This is a genomic window from Flavobacterium sp. YO64 (assembly GCF_004119505.1).
Classification (GTDB): Bacteria; Bacteroidota; Bacteroidia; order Flavobacteriales; family Flavobacteriaceae; genus Flavobacterium; species Flavobacterium oncorhynchi.
Window position 1 is genome coordinate 1 of sequence record NZ_NRQV01000003.1, and the last position, 17,225, is coordinate 17,225.

Annotated in this window: 17 protein-coding genes; 6 read left to right on the forward strand and 11 right to left on the reverse strand. The window is 32.3% G+C overall.

Annotated elements, in window-relative coordinates; translation table 11 throughout:
* Positions 1–492: 492 nt before the first annotated feature.
* Positions 493–1,728 carry an ABC transporter permease gene (locus tag BOW57_RS02630; RefSeq protein ID WP_129052951.1) on the reverse strand — a complete coding sequence of 412 codons (1,236 nt, stop codon included), beginning with the start codon at positions 1,726–1,728 and terminating at the stop codon, positions 493–495.
* Positions 1,729–1,840: 112 nt separating this feature from the next.
* Positions 1,841–2,335 carry a YkgJ family cysteine cluster protein gene (locus BOW57_RS02635; protein WP_089054237.1) on the reverse strand — a complete coding sequence of 165 codons (495 nt, stop codon included), beginning with the start codon at positions 2,333–2,335 and terminating at the stop codon, positions 1,841–1,843.
* Between the two features lie 74 nt (positions 2,336–2,409).
* On the opposite strand from BOW57_RS02635, the gene BOW57_RS02640 reads away from it, so the two are divergent.
* Positions 2,410–3,117, forward strand: coding sequence for a bifunctional 2-polyprenyl-6-hydroxyphenol methylase/3-demethylubiquinol 3-O-methyltransferase UbiG (locus BOW57_RS02640; protein WP_129052952.1), 708 nt, complete (start codon positions 2,410–2,412; stop codon positions 3,115–3,117).
* An 18-nt stretch (positions 3,118–3,135) separates the two neighbouring features.
* A complete protein-coding gene (locus tag BOW57_RS02645) occupies positions 3,136–3,681 on the forward strand; it encodes a YfiT family bacillithiol transferase (protein ID WP_129052953.1) in 546 nt (181 codons plus the stop codon).
* Positions 3,682–3,762: 81 nt separating this feature from the next.
* Here BOW57_RS02645 and BOW57_RS02650 read toward each other — a convergent pair whose 3' ends face one another.
* From BOW57_RS02650 to BOW57_RS02685, 8 genes are all read right to left on the reverse strand, one after another.
* Positions 3,763–4,395 (reverse strand): 7-carboxy-7-deazaguanine synthase QueE, encoded by a 633-nt coding sequence (locus tag BOW57_RS02650; protein ID WP_129052954.1) that lies wholly within the window; start codon positions 4,393–4,395, stop codon positions 3,763–3,765.
* Between the two features lie 102 nt (positions 4,396–4,497).
* Positions 4,498–6,165 (reverse strand): tetratricopeptide repeat protein, encoded by a 1,668-nt coding sequence (locus BOW57_RS02655; RefSeq protein ID WP_129052955.1) that lies wholly within the window; start codon positions 6,163–6,165, stop codon positions 4,498–4,500.
* A 16-nt stretch (positions 6,166–6,181) separates the two neighbouring features.
* On the reverse strand, positions 6,182–7,105 hold the full coding sequence (locus BOW57_RS02660) for a PstS family phosphate ABC transporter substrate-binding protein (protein ID WP_129025692.1): 924 nt from the start codon (positions 7,103–7,105) through the stop codon (positions 6,182–6,184).
* Positions 7,106–7,107: 2 nt separating this feature from the next.
* Positions 7,108–7,338 (reverse strand): hypothetical protein, encoded by a 231-nt coding sequence (locus tag BOW57_RS02665; protein ID WP_089054243.1) that lies wholly within the window; start codon positions 7,336–7,338, stop codon positions 7,108–7,110.
* Entirely contained in the window at positions 7,338–8,141 is an 804-nt protein-coding gene (locus BOW57_RS02670; protein ID WP_089054244.1) for an energy transducer TonB, read from the reverse strand. Before BOW57_RS02670 ends, BOW57_RS02665 begins: the two co-directional genes overlap by 1 nt.
* A 37-nt stretch (positions 8,142–8,178) precedes the next feature.
* A complete protein-coding gene (locus BOW57_RS02675; RefSeq protein WP_089054245.1) occupies positions 8,179–8,733 on the reverse strand; it encodes a biopolymer transporter ExbD in 555 nt (184 codons plus the stop codon).
* A 19-nt stretch (positions 8,734–8,752) separates the two neighbouring features.
* Positions 8,753–9,379 (reverse strand): biopolymer transporter ExbD, encoded by a 627-nt coding sequence (locus BOW57_RS02680; protein WP_089054246.1) that lies wholly within the window; start codon positions 9,377–9,379, stop codon positions 8,753–8,755.
* Positions 9,380–9,437: 58 nt separating this feature from the next.
* Complete coding sequence (locus BOW57_RS02685) at positions 9,438–10,262, reverse strand: MotA/TolQ/ExbB proton channel family protein (protein ID WP_089054247.1); 825 nt, start codon at positions 10,260–10,262, stop codon at positions 9,438–9,440.
* Positions 10,263–10,641: 379 nt separating this feature from the next.
* Here BOW57_RS02685 and BOW57_RS02690 point away from each other — a divergent pair, with 379 nt between their 5' ends.
* On the forward strand, positions 10,642–12,159 hold the full coding sequence (locus BOW57_RS02690; RefSeq protein ID WP_129052956.1) for a helicase HerA-like domain-containing protein: 1,518 nt from the start codon (positions 10,642–10,644) through the stop codon (positions 12,157–12,159).
* A gap of 95 nt (positions 12,160–12,254) precedes the next feature.
* Here BOW57_RS02690 and BOW57_RS02695 read toward each other — a convergent pair whose 3' ends face one another.
* The gene (locus BOW57_RS02695; protein WP_089054249.1) at positions 12,255–13,598 is read right to left on the reverse strand and encodes an NAD(P)/FAD-dependent oxidoreductase; all 1,344 of its coding nucleotides are present in this window, start codon (positions 13,596–13,598) and stop codon (positions 12,255–12,257) included.
* Positions 13,599–13,873: 275 nt separating this feature from the next.
* Here BOW57_RS02695 and BOW57_RS02700 point away from each other — a divergent pair, with 275 nt between their 5' ends.
* From BOW57_RS02700 to BOW57_RS02710, 3 genes are all read left to right on the forward strand, one after another.
* On the forward strand, positions 13,874–14,467 hold the full coding sequence (locus tag BOW57_RS02700) for a GNAT family N-acetyltransferase (protein WP_129052957.1): 594 nt from the start codon (positions 13,874–13,876) through the stop codon (positions 14,465–14,467).
* Positions 14,468–14,545: 78 nt separating this feature from the next.
* Entirely contained in the window at positions 14,546–15,340 is a 795-nt protein-coding gene (locus tag BOW57_RS02705; RefSeq protein ID WP_129052958.1) for an AraC family transcriptional regulator, read from the forward strand.
* A gap of 78 nt (positions 15,341–15,418) precedes the next feature.
* Positions 15,419–16,927, forward strand: a complete 1,509-nt coding sequence (locus BOW57_RS02710; protein ID WP_129052959.1) for a serine hydrolase — start codon at positions 15,419–15,421, stop codon at positions 16,925–16,927.
* The last annotated feature ends 298 nt before the right edge of the window (positions 16,928–17,225 follow it).

A 17,225-nucleotide genomic window follows, 5' to 3' on the forward strand; every position in this document is an offset into this window, starting at 1 on the left:
TTTATTCACTTAAACAAGACTTTTTGCAAAGTTTTTTTAATATTTTTTTACTTTATTTCTTAACTCACTGATAACAGATTCTTTACAGATCAATCTTTTTTGATCCCTTGTGCGGTTTTTCTTCTTTTCACTGCATTTTCTTTATTTTTCGGCCTTTTTACAACTCCTCTTTTGAGGAGTTTTTAGCTTTTTTTGGCGGTTCTTTAATGAAAAACCAAGATTTACAAACCCTTTTTAAAGCATATTTGATCTCTAAAAGAACCTAATTCTTCTTTTCCACCTGTTATTTCCTTTAATAACTCATACCCCAGCCCTGATAAAAGGAAAAAGCTGCTTATAAATACTAATACCGAAACTGTTTCAGCTTCCCCAAAATAAAACAAACCTTCTCTTATATATTAAAGTCTCGTTTTATACTTAATATATATGTATAAAAACAAACCCGGCAAACTCTGAGAATTTGCCGGGTTTGTTTTTAAAGTCAATTAGAAGCTAGTCATAACGAATAGCCTTTACAGGAGAAATCTTTGTAATCAAATATGAAGGCACTATTAAGACTAAAAAACAAACTGAAATCGTCAACAAGTTTAACAATACAATATATCCCCAATTTAAATACACCGGTGCCTGATTCACATAATAGTTCTCAGGATTAAGCTGAACAACCCCGAACTGCTGCTGAATTAACAACAGAGCAACTCCAATTAAATTACCCCAAAACAATCCTCGTACTATTAAGTAAAATGCGTTGTACAGAAAAACTCTTCGAACAACCCAATTATTAGCGCCTAAAGCTTTTAAAATTCCAATCATTTGCGTGCGCTCTAAAATAAGAACCAACAATGCTACAACCATATTTATAGTCGCAACCAAAATCATTATACCAAGAATGACAACTATGTTAAAATCGAACAACTGAAGCCAATCAAAAATATAACTATATTTATCTGTTATTGTTTTCGCATCTAAGTTTGGCGGTATTTGTTCATAGATTTGATTACCAGTTTCTTTAATTTTACTAAAATCTTTCACAAAAACTTCAAATGCTCCTATCTGGTCAGGCTCCCATTTATTAATTCGCTGAATATGTCGAATATCTCCTAATATATAAGTAGCGTCAAAATCCTGAAATCCCGAAGTAAATATCCCAACAATTTTAAATCGACGACTATTTGGCAATTTTCCCTCTTCTTCTTTTATAAAAAAGGTATTAAAACTATCTCCTAATTTTAAATTAAGCCTATTAGCCAAAAACTTCGAAATAATAACATCTTCATTTATCTTTTTTGAAAAATCTGGCAAATGCCCTTCAACTAAATATTCTTTTAGATTCTCCCATTTATAATCTGATCCAACACCTTTAAAAATAATTCCTTCAAAAGCATTTTCCGTTCTAATAATTCCAGCTTTACTAGCCACGGCTTGAATATGACTAACCTCTGGAATCGATTTAAAACTTGGATAAAAACTCTCAGTCTTTAAAATCGGAGTTAAAGTTGCTTCAGAGTTATTATTATCTAAATTAGAAATTATTATCTGCCCATTAAACATTGAAACTTTTTCACGTATCTTTTGCTGCAAACCAATTCCTGTTGCGACAGAAATAATCATCATGATCATTCCAATTGCAATAGCAGAAATAGCAATCTTAATAATAGGTGCCGATATACTGCTTTTATAATCTTTGGCAGTTATAAGTCTTTTAGCTATAAAATATTCTAAATTCAATTTATCAGTTCGTATTTAAACGTTTAATTTTTTTCTTATTCTAATTATTCAAAAATACGTTTAAAAAAACGAAAATGAATAATTCAAAAACACTAAAACAACTTCCTACTCTTTACAGCGGAAGTTTTTTCTTCATTTCCTCTACAATATTGTAGGCAGCAGGACAAATCGCAACATTTTTTAATGTAAGATCTGAGATTTGATGAAACTTTTTACGATCTGTATGCGGAAACTCTCTACATGCTTTTGGTCGTACATCATATATCATACAATAATTTTCATTATCCAAAAAAGTACAGGGAACACTTTTCAAAACATAGTCTTTATCTTCATCAATTCGAAGGTATTGATCTATGAATTGCTGCGGTTTTTGCCTAAATGATTTTGAGATTCTTTCAATATCAGCCAAAGTAAACAATGGCCCCGTTGTTTTACAACAATTAGCACACTGTAAACAATCCGTTTTTTTAAACTCTGCATCATGCAAATCCTGCATTACATAATCTAAATTCTTTGGTTGCTTCTTTTTAAGCTTATCAAAATACTTTTTGTTTTCGATATGCTTATCTTTGGCTAACTTATTTAAGTTATTTAAAATTTGTTTCAAGTTTAAAATTTAAAGTTGATCGGCAAAATTAAACAACTTTAAACTTGAAACCTCAAACTTTGAACTAAAATACTATGAAAGATCTTTTTGGGAAAGCGATCTACGATTTCCAAACCAATAATTCTCCAGAAGATATTATAACTGAAACTTCAATTTCTGAAGAAGACGAAATGAGCATTGAATATTTATTCCGTTCTTATAACGAAATGCCAAAATTAGAACAGAAAGCATTGCAATTAGCTTATGGAAAAACATTAGACGTAGGATGCGGCGCCGGAAGCCATAGTTTGTCATTACAAAATGATCGCAATTTAAATGTTACTTCCATTGATATTTCGGAAAAAGCAATTGAGACTTGCAAATTACGCGGATTAAAAAATGCTCAGGTTCAAAATATATTAGATTTTGATGGAGAAAAATTTGACACGATTATTTTATTGATGAATGGAACCGGTATTTTTGGAAAATTAGAAAACTGCAACAAGTATTTAAAAAAGTTAAAATCTCTCTTAAATCCGTCTGGACAGATTTTACTTGATAGTTCAGACATTATATATATGTTTGACGAAGATGAGGATGGAGGAAAATGGATCCCTTCAAATAATGATTATTATGGAGAACTGACTTTTAATATATCCTACAAAGGAGAAAAAGAAGATACTTTTGATTGGCTGTACTTAGATTACAACACACTTCAAAATGCCGCCAATGCGAATGGACTAAAATGCGAATTAGTTTTGGAAGGAGATCATTACGACTATTTAGCTAAACTTACTCTATAACTTAAACGATTTTGACCAATGGAAAATTTAGATCTAGAAAAATTAAAATATCCTATAGGTAAATTTACAATTCCCGACACTTATACATCTGAATATATTTCTCATAAAATTGAGGAAATTGCAGCTTTTCCTGAAAGATTAAAACAAGAAACAATTCACTTAAACGACGAACAACTGGATACACCATATCGACCTGACGGATGGACTGTTCGCCAAGTAATTCATCATTGCGCGGAAAGCCATATGAATTGCTATATTAGAATTAAATGGGCTTTAACAGAAAACAATCCTGTTATAAAAGCTTATGATGAAACGCTGTGGTCTGATCTGCCCGACAGCAAAATGATGCCTATCGCACCATCATTAAATTTACTGTTAGCATTACATTATAGATTGACCTATATCATGAAAAACTTATCGGAACTTGATCTTGAAAAATCCTTCATTCATCCTGAAAACAATTCTGAATATAGGATTAAGCAAATTATTGGAATGTATGCCTGGCACGGAAACCATCATTTAAACCATATCATAGCATTGAAAAAATACAAAAACTGGAATTAAGTAATCATTTACTTTTTCAATAGCCGATATAATAATCACTCTAAAGCAAAAAAATCTCTTCGTTCGAAGAGATTTTTTTATTTATGGTATATTTAGATATTTATGCGTTTGTAATGAAACTCTCCATTTTGGATTATTCATAACATAATCTACAATAAGAGGCGTCATTTCTTCTTTCTTACTCCACTCTGGCTGTAAAAACAGGATTGCATTATCATTTACCAACTCAGCTTGTTCTTCTGCAAAAATAAAATCATGCTTGTTATAAATAATCACCTTTAACTCATGAGCATTTTCATAAACATCTTGAGTTGGCAGTTTATTCTTTTTAGGCGAAAGACAAATCCAATCCCAAGTTCCTGATAACGGATAAGCTCCAGAAGTTTCAATATGAACTCTAAGATTTTTCTCTTTTAGTTTATTCGTCAACAATGTCATATCCCAAGTCAAAGGCTCTCCACCTGTCACAACAACAGTGTTCGCATATGTCGCAGCATTATTAACAATTACCTCAATACCTGTTGGAGGATGTAATTCTGCATTCCAACTTTCTTTTACATCACACCAATGACACCCAACATCGCAACCTCCAATTCTAATGAAGTAAGCAGCAGTACCAGTATGAAATCCTTCTCCTTGAATGGTATAAAATTCTTCCATCAAAGGCAGCATTGCTCCTTTATTTACTTCTAATTGTATTTCTTTTGATAACATTATTCTAATTTAAAGTGCAAAGATAGTCAATTAAATACGGAACAAAAAAACCCGATAGTTCACTTTGAACTATCGGGTTTTATAAATTACTTTAAAGCTATATTATTTTAAAGCTTTCACTGATTGCGAAGCGTAAGCGTTTGCTGGATCTAAAACTAAAGTTTTATTAAAATACTCAACTGCTTTTACTTTATCAGTATTAGCATAACTTGCGCCAATACTATTGTAAGCCTCAATCATTTTTTTCACTGTAGCAGGTTTAGCCAATTCTTCAGCTCCTTTTGCAGTGGTTCTTGTGATATATTCTTCGTAGTTTTTGATAATTAAATCATCTTTCTCTAACAAGTTGTTGATTCTACCTTTATATAGGTAAGCTTCATCATAAGTTGGAGAAGCAACTAAAATTCTATCAAAAGCTTCTTCAGCTTTAGCTAATTGAGCTGCATCAGCTGCTCCATTAGTTTTATTTGCGTTTGCATAGTAAACTGAAATACCATAATAAACATTATCATCTAAATAATTTTTAGATTCTTTATTAAGAGCACCAAATTCAAAAATAGCTGCTGCTTGTGCAAATTGTTTTTTACCAAACAATCCTTTTCCTAATTCATTTAGTTCTTCAACTACTAATGGCTCTAATTCAACTGCCTTTTTAATATCAGCAATACCAGCATCAAATGAAGCTTGATCTACTGCACCTTCAGCATTTGTCCCTTTTTTAATTTTAGACAAACCTAAATACATATAATCACTTCCAATAACTTTATTAGTAGGAACTTTAACGTAGTCTTCTAGAGATTTAATTGCTACTTCAACATTACCGTTCTCATAAGCTGCATAACCTAAATATCTAAAAATTCTAGGATTAACTTTGTCTTCAGCGATCATTTTATTAGCAACAGTTTCTAAACTTTTATAATCTTTTACCAAGATTAAGAAATCTGCGTGACGCATTTTAGAATCTAAAGAATAATCTGTTAAGCTTAAGTATTTCTCGTAGTTTGTGATTGCATGCTGTAAGTTAACTTTTGCTGTAGAAGGTTTATTTCTTCCCCATTTGTAGTAAGTCTCTGCTAACTCTCTATAAACTGGACCATAATTTGGATTCAAAGCGATAACTTCATTAAAAGATTTAATCGCTTCATCGTATGATTTTGCACCTTTTAATAAAACTCCTAATTGCATTTTAGCTCTCAAAAGTGTAGGATCTGCTGTAAAAGCATCACGGTAAGCTTTGTAAGCTTCATTTTGATTATTTGCTCCATAATAAGCATCACCAATAGCCAAAAGTGCACTTGCATTTTGAGGATCAATCAACAATGCTTTTTTCAAACTAGCAACAGCATTTGTATAATCAGGATTAACTGAATTAGTATATGCTTTACCAATGTAGATAAATTCATCTACATCTTTACGTTTCATATCTTTAGTAGCCAAAGTAAAATTAGCTTGAGCTCCAGCAGTATTTTTATTATCTAGTTCTAATTGTCCTAAACCAATATAGTTTAAGTTTTTCTTATCTGATGCTTCAATTCCTTTTGAATAATAAATTTTAGCTGAATCAGCAACTCCTTGATTTAAGTATACGTTTCCTAAAATGAAATCTGCTTCACCATCAGACGGTTTATCTTTGATAATTGATTTAAGCAATGATTTTGCTTTTTGAAATTGCTCAGCATCAACTGCCTTCTTAGCTTCTTTAACATCTTGCGCTTTTACAACAGAAGCTGATGCGACAAATGCAAGACTGAAAATTTTAAATTTATTCATCTTTAGTGTAATTAATTTATTCGTTATCTTTTAAAAGTTCATTTCTTATTTGAAGTTTTCTACCAGGTGTTTTTATCGGTAATAACCCTGATTTTAAAACTATTCGCTGTCCAATATCTCCGGCGATAAACGAACCAAAGCCCATTCCTAAACCATTATATCCTTGACAGTTTATAATAAACAATTCACGTGCCAAAGGATACTTTACTTCAGCAAGATCATTTTGTGTTGGACTGTAATACTCATTACTGTTTAATCCTTTTACGCTTAAAACATTAATTTTTTTCACAATGTCAACCATACTTGGAGACGGCTGTGACAACCAATTAACTCCCACTACACCAATCATTCCGTCATTTTCAGAAACAAACTTAATTACTTCCTCATTTGTTTTGAATGAAAAAACGTTTTGTGAAGGAACATTTTTAACTTTAGCCAATTCTTTCATAAATCGAACTGTACTAGAATTTGGGTTGTCAAATACAAGACCTTTAATCCCTGTATTAGAATTACCCTGCATAAAATCAATTACCGTTTTCAACGCAATTAATGTATCATTATTGTTTTTGCTCTTAATAAAAGCAATTGCATCAGTTGCAAAAGGAGTTACACGCGGTTTTATTTTACTTTTTTCAAACCTTGCAAGTTCTTCTTGAGACAAATTTCTTGCCGTTACTGCCACTTTAGTTTTCTGATTTAACAAATCATTTATTACCTCTGCTTCAGATTCTGGCTTAACATTAATTTTAGCGCCATAATAAGTACCCTCAAAAACAGCCACCTGATCATCAACGATCGGCTTCACCGTTTCGTCAACCGCAATATCTAACGACCCTTTCAAAATTGTTTCTTTACCAGACTCATTCTTACTTTTTTGGTTACACATGGCAAACAAAAAAACAAAAACCACCAGACCTAAAAACTTACTATATTTCAGCATAATTATTCTGCGTTTGAATTAATTAATCTTAAAAAACGTATTGCTGAATAAACGATAAGCAATCCGCCAAAAGCATATCTGTATTTTGGCTCCATGTCTAACGGAAGTTTTTCCCAAAACATGATCATTAAACCAAGCACAAGATATATTAAAAAAAACAGTATTCCTAAAACAAGAAGAAATCGCTCTTTGAGCGATTTCTTCTGAATATTATTAAGCATATCTTTTAACATTATTCTGCAGATTGAATAGTAATAGGCAGAGAGTAAAGAACCCTAACTTTTTTACCATTTTGCTCGCCAGGAGTCCATTTTGGACATTTTTTAAGAACACGAATTGCTTCTGCTCCTGTACCGTAACCGATATCCCTTAAAACTTTAATGTCGGTTAATGAACCGTCTTTTTCAACTACAAACGTAACGTAAACTTTACCTTTTAAACCTTCTTCTTCTGGAGTTTTATAATTGTTTCCTACGAATTTGTAGAATTTCTCCATCCCTCCAGGGAAATCAGGTTTTACTTCGATACCAGCTGTGTTATATACACTGTTATCTTCTTCTACTACCTGAGAAACTGGTCCTTTACCTACCGGCTCATCAACAGTTAAAACTGCATCTGGATCTCCTTTGATAGTTTCTGCACCAACTTTTTTGTCCTTAAGTTCCTCAATTTTTGGAGGATCTTCAGTTACTTCATTCGCTTTAGCAACAACCGGCTTCACAAACTTAACCTGATCCACTTTTGGTGGTGGTGGTGGTGGTGGCGGTTCATTTGGTTTTACCTCCTCTTTTTTCTTAGGAGGTAATTTTACTGTTGCAATTTTAATATCTGTATTCGCATCTTCTGTACTAGAATCTGGCAAAAAGCTAGCAATAAGAGGAGCAGCAACAGCTAAACTGAAAATAACAGAACCTATGATAAGCGCTTTTACCGTAGTTTTTCCGTTTGCTTTTCTTAGCTCATATGCACCATATATCTTATTACGTCCTTCGAATACGATATCAAGCCACTGATTTTTTATAATATCTAATTTCATTTTTCTTGATTATTAGGATGTTCAAACAAGACAACAATTATTGTTTATCTATCAATTTTGTTTCCTCTGGCGTAAACTCTGGAACAATAGCATAAGTATCAACTCCTGTAATAGCCATCTCATCTAACATATCAACCAAATTACGATAATTTGATTTTTTAGTTGGTTTGATGATTACTATAATTCCATTCTTAGGTTTTCCTAAAGCTGCAGAATAAGCTAAAACTTCTTTCTTTTGCTTTAATAATTCTCTACGAATACCGTCTTTACCATATGCGATATCTTTTGGACCAACTTTAGGAGTTGCCAATAATCCCATATAATAAACCATTTTATTGTTCTCACCTAACATTACAGTCATCGTACGATTTTCATCTACTTTAACAGGAGGTGTTTTATCATCCGGATCTTTATCTGGCAGAGACAAATCCATCGATTGAGGTTTTGACAACGATGTGGTTAACATGAAGAATGTGATCAATAAGAATGCCAAATCCACCATTGCCGTTAAATCGACTTTTGAATTCTGCTTTTTACTTCTTACTTTACCACCTTTTCCGCCACCACCGTCGCCGGTATTTAATTCAGCCATTTTAGTGTATCTTTTTTAATTAAAAGTCTTTTCCTCTCATACCTGTAACTAAGTTAAAGGAATTGATTTTTTGATCTTGTAAAATATCCATAATCTTTTTGATTTTAGGATACTCTTCTTTTGCATCTCCTTTAATTGCAATCTGCAATTCTTTATCATCAAGGTCGATTGCAGCTCTTCTTGAAACAAGAAGCCACTCTTTTAATTGATTATCCAAAGAATCGATTGGAATTCCAGGTTGATTTGCTTTAGTTCTATCAGCAGCTTTCATGTCGATGATTTGCTTTAAACTTGCTAAAGGAACACCAAAGTCATCCATTAAAGCAAATTTCTCTTTATCATCTTCTGAAAAAGTCACGCCTAATTTTGCACCCATACCTTCAAGACTTCTTTTACGAAGCTCTCTTCCTTTGATATCAAAGAACACTTTGCTCTTTCCGTCTGCTCCTTTACCAATGGTAATAATTGCCAAATCAGAATCTGGTAATTTACTTTGTACAGTAGAAGAAGGCATATCAACAGGCAATGCTTCAGGCACCTTAGCAGTAGCGGTCAAAATAAAGAACGTAAGCAAAAGGAACGCAACATCACACATGGCAGTCATATCTGTCGATGATGACTTTTTTTTCATTTTTATTTTAGCCATTCTCTTTTATTTTATTGTGAAATAATTAATTGTAATTATAGTAATAATTAAAAACTAATTATTGCTTCAAGCTTCCTCTGAATTTTCTGTAAGTGTTTACGATTGTAGTACCTGCCTCATCGATAGAGTAAGTTAAATCGTCAATTTTAGCTGTAAAGAAGTTGTAAGAAACAATTGCAAAGATAGAAGTCGAGATACCTGTTGCAGTGTTGATAAGTGCCTCAGAGATACCTGTTGCAAGAGCAGCTTGATCTGGAGTTCCAGCAGAAGCTAACGCACCAAACGCTTTAATCATACCTGATACTGTTCCTAATAATCCTCCTAAAGTTCCTAATGATACTAAAGTAGAGATGATAGTCATGTTTTTCTCTAACATTGGCATTTCTAATGAAGTTGCCTCTTCAATTTCTTTGTGGATTACTTCTGAAGCTTCTTCACTGTTGAATCCTTCTTTTTTAACATCTTGATATTTAATCAAAGCAGATTTAATTGCATTTGCAACTGAACCTTGTTGTTTGTCACATGAAGCGATAGCAGCCTCGATGTTTCCTTCTTTAATACTTCCTTGAACGCTTTTCATAAATTTATCTAAGTTAGCTTTTCCAGCTGCTTTACCGATAACAATGAATCTTTCAATAGAAAAAACAACAACCATTAAAAGCATACCTAATAATACTGGTACAATGAAACCTCCTTTGTATACCATACCTAGAGTATTGATTGGGTGACCTGTCTCTGGGTTACCTCCCTCGAAGTTAGCTGGGCTACCCATGATTACTTTCCAAATAAACACCCCAACTAAAATACACGCTACAATAATGATTCCAGTAATCATTCCTCCTCCGTTTGAAGTGCTTTCTTTTTTAACTTTAACGTTTGCCATTTTTTTTAATTTTAATAGTTTTAAATAATTTTTATTTTTTAGTTATATTTAACTTGTAGAGGAGCAAATTTATATTTTTAGTTTAAATAAAAAAACTTTTTTTAATTTTATTGAAGCAAATTTAACGTCAAAACAAAAAATATCGCATTAATTTGCAGGCGTTGTTTTTATGATAAAACAAAAAAAAGGGCGAATTATAAAAAAATTACAACGTTTTAGTAAATATTCAAACATTCCTTTAAAATCTTCTTAAAAAACTGCGAAATTATTTTTTATGTACTTTTCAATCAAAAACCGCTTTTTCCTACTAAAAAAACAGCGTTTAAACTGTTAAAACACAAACAAAACCTTTACAATCATCTAAATTACAAATAAAAACATGAATAAAAAAGATAATTTCATTCAAGAAATAAATACCGGTTATTCAGCAAAAGGCGATACAATCACACTAGGCGGCGCCATTTTAGACGGAGAAGCCATAGCAGAAGCTCATGTCAAAATTCCCTTAAAGACTTTAAATCGCCATGGACTTATAGCAGGCGCAACCGGAACAGGAAAAACTAAAACAATCCAAGTTTTCTCTGAACAGTTATCAAATGCTGGAATACCTGTTTTAATGATGGATATTAAAGGTGACTTCAGTGGTATTGCTAAAGAAGGAAAAGAAGAAGGTTTTATTACCGAGCGTCATGCCAAAATAAATGTACCTTATAATGTAGCAGCATTTCCTGTTGAATTAATGTCATTATCTAAACAAGACGGAGTTCGTTTACGCGCTACGGTTTCTGAATTTGGCCCCGTTTTATTCTCGAGGATTTTAGATTTAAATGATACTCAGGCTGGAGTTGTTGCAGTAATCTTTAAGTATTGCGATGATAACCAAATGCCTTTATTGGATTTAAAGGACATCAAAAAAGTAATCAATTATATTACGGAAGAGGGTAAAGATGAAATCGCAGCAAACTATGGCAAGATTTCAACGGCAACAACTGGAACAATTCTACGCAAGATAATTGAACTGGAACAACAAGGCGGTGATTTGTTTTTTGGAGAATTGTCATTTGAGACTGACGATTTAATGCGAATTGATGAAAACGGTAAAGGCTACGTAAACATTATACGTTTAACAGATATTCAGGATAAACCAAAATTATTCTCGACTTTCATGTTAAGTCTTTTAGCCGAAATTTATCAAAAAATGCCAGAAAAAGGAGATTCAGGACAACCTGAATTAGTCATTTTTATTGATGAAGCACATTTAATTTTCAATGAAGCAAGCAAAGCGCTTCTAGAACAAATTGAAACTATAGTAAAGTTAATTCGTTCTAAAGGTGTTGGTGTTTACTTTGTTACGCAAAACCCAATGGATGTTCCAAGCGGTGTGTTGGCACAATTAGGTTTAAAAATTCAGCATGCCCTTAGAGCTTTTACAGCAAATGATCGTCAAGCAATAAAAAAGACTGCTGACAATTATCCAACTTCGGACTATTATAAAACGGATGAATTATTGACAAGTTTAGGAATTGGGGAGGCTTTAGTTACCGCTTTGAACGAAAAAGGTATTCCGACGCCGCTTGTTGCAACTATGATGCGTGCACCAATGAGCCGAATGGATATATTATCTGCAGAGGAAATCGAAGAAATAAACGGCAAATCTAAACTCGTTAAAAAATATAGTGAAGAAATTGACCGCGAAAGTGCTTATGAAATTCTGACCAAAAAAATTGAAGACGCAACTCAAGCTGCTGCCGAGCAAGAAGAGCAAACACCAACAAAATCTTCAAAAGCAGAACCAAGCACTACAGAAGTAGTTACAAAATCAGTTTTGAAAGTTGTAACAAGCGCTACCTTTATAAGAGGTGTTTTTGGAGTTTTGAGTAAAATCTTTAAAAAGTAGAAAAAAAAACAAAACCATATAAGTTATATAAGTTCATTTAAGTTTATGCGCAAAGCATCTTATATAGACTTATATAACTTATATGGTTTAAAAAATTATTCGTTTTGCAACAGCTCCAGAATTTTATTCTCAACTTCAGGAGTGTTCCAGATATTTTCGATATTATCAAGTTTTAAAACTTCTTCCATAATTCCGTTTTGGAAATCTCCTATTGCCAAAGCTTCGGCATAAGGACGATCACTAAAAGTAACTCGACTGTAAAGCGGAATCCATTTTTCTGGGTGTTTATCTGAAAAGACTTTTTCAATCTTCTTTTGCAATAAGAATTTTTCATCTGCCGTTTTGGTACTCATCTCCATGAAATTTCGGTATGAAAGTTCGGCAATGGCATCTGCATTTGGTTTTCTTGAAATTTGATATTCTGAGAAAATCTTTTTCCAGTCGTCTCCAAATTTTTCCATCATCTCATTCAAAACCGTAATATCTTCAAAACCGGCATTCATTCCTTGTCCGTAAAACGGAACAATAGCGTGACAGGCATCTCCAATCAAAGCGATTTTATCTTCGTATGTCCACGGAAAACATTTCATCGTCACCAAAGTACTGGTTGGGTTTTTAAAGAAATCATTTGCCAGTTCTGGAATTACTTCGATAGAATCTGGAAAGTTTTTCTCAAAAAAATCTTCTACCATTTTGCGATCCGTTAATGATGCAAATGAATTTTCACCTTCAAAAGGCATAAATAAAGTACAGGTAAAACTTCCGTCAAGATTAGGAAGCGCGATTAACATATACTCGCCTCGCGGCCAAATATGAAAAGAATTTTTATCTAATTTATGTGTTCCATCAGCATTTGCTGGGATATTCAATTCTTTATAACCCATATTTAAAAATTCCTGCGAATAATTAAACATGCTCTGACGCTGCATTCTGTGGCGGATTCTCGAAAAAGCACCATCGGCACCAAAAACCATATCATATTTTCGCTCTTCCCACTCGCCTCTTTCGCTTTCACCAATATGCAAAGTCGCATCACTCAGCGTAACATCCCATATTTTTTGCTCAAAATGAAATTCAGCTCCAGCATTTTCGGCCAAATCAATCATTTCGCGATTTAGTTTCCCTCTTGAGATCGAATAAATTGATTCGCCTTCTTGACCATAATTCTGAAAATTGAGTTTATCTACCAAATGAATTGCACGTTTGTCCATCGGAATTGCAATTTCTCGAACTGCATCACCAACTCCAACTGCATCCAGCGCTTTCCAACCGCGGTTAGACATTGCTAGATTAATAGAACGACCAGAGAAATTTATTTTGCGAATGTCAGGGCTTCGATCATAGACATGAACGGTGTGACCTGCTTTTTTAAGATAAATTGCCAACAGCGATCCTACAAGTCCAGAACCTACAACAGCAATTTTTAGTGAAGTTTGCATCAGGGAAAATCTAATATATAAGGTCGTAAAAATAAGTAATAATTGTACATAAGCTTTAAAATAAATGAATTATTTGCTCTTGCACTACTTGACAGAGCTTTTATAATCTTTTATTTTAAAAAAGCGAATGTACCCATTTAATTATGTCATTATAAAAACCTCATCTCTGACGGCTTAAAAAAATATAACAAAATGTTATTTTACTTGGTTTATTAAAAAGAATTAAACAATTACTTTAGTTCTTCCTTTTTAACATCAATCTTTAAATTAAAATCATGAACAGTGAAATTTTACAATCAGAAATTATTCTAGAAAACGAAAAAGTATTATTAATTCCGTTTGAGAATAAAAGAAACATCGAACTGAAAGAGATTATTTTTAATGATGAAATATGGAAATACATGGGAATGTATGTTCGAAATGATCAAGATTTCGAAAGTTACATTCAAAATACATTAAAACAAAAAGCTGACGGAATTTGTTATCCATTCCTAATTATAGATAAAGCAACAAATCGAGTTGCCGGAAGTACACGTTACGGTTATTTAAACCATGCGAGCCAAAAATGTGAAATTGGCTGGACTTGGTACGGAGTAGCTTTTCAGGGAACTGGTTTAAACAAAGCCTGCAAATATGAATTACTAAATTTTGGTTTCGAAGAAATTCAATTTAAAAGAATACAATTCAGTGCAGATCTAGAAAACGAAAAATCGCAAAGAGCGATTGAAAAACTAGGTGCTTTAAAAGAAGGTTTGTTTAGAAATAATTATATCGATTCTGAAGGAAACAGCAAAGACGATGTTTATTACAGTATAATTTTGGAGGAATGGAAAAATACTAAACGAGATTATTTTGGAGAGTTTATTTAAAATATTATGGTAATAGAAAAAATCTTATTTTAGTCTGCGATTTTTAAGATGATAAATACCAAATAGACAAATCCTACAATGCAATTATACTCAGAACATTACGTAAGTCAAAAAGCGGAAAGGTTTGTCAATAAAGTTTGGTGTTTGGATAACAGCATCGGCGAAAGCCTGATCGAGAACAAACTTGTTTTACCAAACGGCTGTTTTAATCTTGCATTTGTAACTGGAAATATAATTGAGGTTCACACTAGTAAAAACAAATACGAAATGAGCGAAGGAATTTACTTTTGCTCGCAAATGACCAATAAAGTTTTAGTTCATATTCAGCCCAAAACAAAAGTTACTATTGTTCAGCTTCATACTTGGGCATTATCGATGTTTCCAAAATATGATTTAACTGATTCTGCCGATTCTATCGTCAAAATTAATGCACAAGAATTGCCTTTTAACGTTAAAACAAATTTTGATATTGACGAATTTTTAAAAATTCTAAATCTTTATTTTGAAGAATTAAATGTTTTGAATCCTGACAAAAATGCAATTGAAAAAATATGCGAATTTGTAAAAAGCAAAGAAGAAGATATTTCGGTTTCGGAAATTAGTGAAGAGTTAAAATCTTCACAGCGTTTATTACAAATTAAGTTTAAAACTGCGACAGGACTTACTATTAAAAAATACATTCAGATTTTGAAGTTCCGGAAATCAGTAGATCAAATGATAAATACTGATGTGGAAAAACTGAGTTTGACAGAAGTTGCGCTTTATAACAAATACTTTGATCAGTCGCATTTTATAAAAAAATTTAAGGATGTAACTAAAACAACTCCAAAAATGTTTAAGCCCGATTCTTATTTTTTATCACAAAAAAGATAAGTTTTCGCATTTGTACAATTTTGTGAACTAGAGTTTGAATTATTTTTGCCAAATCATTAATCATCAATCAATCACAAAATGAAAATCAAACGCACTTTATTTCAATTAAAAATTCTATTAATTGGAATTTTACTTTTTCAAACCCAAATTGGGCTTTCACAAGAAGATAAAACCTCAGCCTTGTACAAAACTATTATGTCAAAAGACAGTCTTCTGTTTAATGTTGGTTTTAATACTTGCGATGTAAAACAGTTCGAAAATCTTTATACTGAAGATTTTGAGTTTTATCATGACAAAGACAGTATTTCGGATAAAGCACAATTTTTAAAAAATTTAAAAAATGGAATCTGTTCTCCAACAAAAAAATACAATTATCGAAGAGAATTAATTGACGGAAGTACTGAGGTTTATCCGTTGTTTAAAAATGGTATTTTATATGGCGCTATACAAATGGGAATGCATCGCTTTTATGAATATACTGCGGGGAAACCAGAGCAAGCAGGTAGTTATGCCAAATTCACACATCTTTGGCTGTTGAAAAACAAAGAATGGAAACTAGCAAGATCATTGAGTTATAACCATCAAATGACAAGCTCTACAGCAGGTAAAACAGATCTTTTTGATAGTGAACAGGAAACAGAAAAATGGCTCAAAGAAAATAATATTCCAACTTTAGGAATTGGAGTTATTACGGACGGAAAACTGAAACAGATTAAGGTTTTTGGCGAACTTAAAAAAGATATTTCGGCACCATATAATACCATTTGGAATGTTGCCTCTTTAACTAAACCTATAACTGCAATTGTAACGCTAAAATTAGTAAGTTCAGGTAAATGGGATTTAGATGAACCGCTTTATAAATATTGGACTGATCCGGATATTGCAAAGGATCCGAACACAAAACTTTTAACTACAAGAATTATCTTAAGCCATCAAACGGGTTTTCCGAATTGGAGATTTATGAACGAATCTGGTAAGCTGGATTTTAAATTTAAGCCTGGAACTAAATACCAATATTCTGGCGAAGGATTAGAATATTTACGAAAAGCTCTTGAAAAAAAGTTTCACAAAACACTAGATCAATTAGCGGATGAATTAATTTTTCAGCCTCTAAAAATGACAGACACTCAATTGGTTTGGAATGATAAAGTAGATCTTTCTAGATATGCGATTGGCTATGATAATAAAGGAAATGCTTACGAACCAACCAAAAACAAAACAGCAAACGCTGCCGATGATTTATTAACTACTATTGAAGATTATGGTAAATTTTTATGCAGCGTAATGAATAGTGAGGGTTTGAGTAAAAAAGTCTTTGACGACATGACTTCACATCAGGTTGAAACGAAGAAAAACAAATACTTCGGACTTGGTTTTGAAATCTACGATTTAGGAAATAATGATTATGCTTTATCACATGGCGGTGCTGATAAAGGTGTTCAGACTATTTTTATTTTGCTTCCAAAAACAAAACAGGGTTTAATCATTTTTACCAATGTTGATGATGGTTACAAAGTTTATGAGAAAATAGTAAATCATTATTTGGGCGAAAATGGTCAAAAAATAATTGATATCGAAACGAAGTAATGCTTTAATTCTAAAATATTATGATCAAACTACTTATTCTTATAGTACTGCTGATAAGCAAAATCATATAATTAAAACCCTTTGGATGTAATTACTCTCGTCTGATCCTAAATATTTTTTTTAAACACATAGAAGCATAGGTTTTCTGCCTACAAAAAGAATACAAAAAAGGAATACATTTCTTTCACATAAGCATGTTATGTTAATTTCAATTAATTGAAACGCCTTTTATGAGAAACCAAAATCTATATTTCTATGTGTTAAAATTAATTACACTCAACAGATCAATTTAAATAAG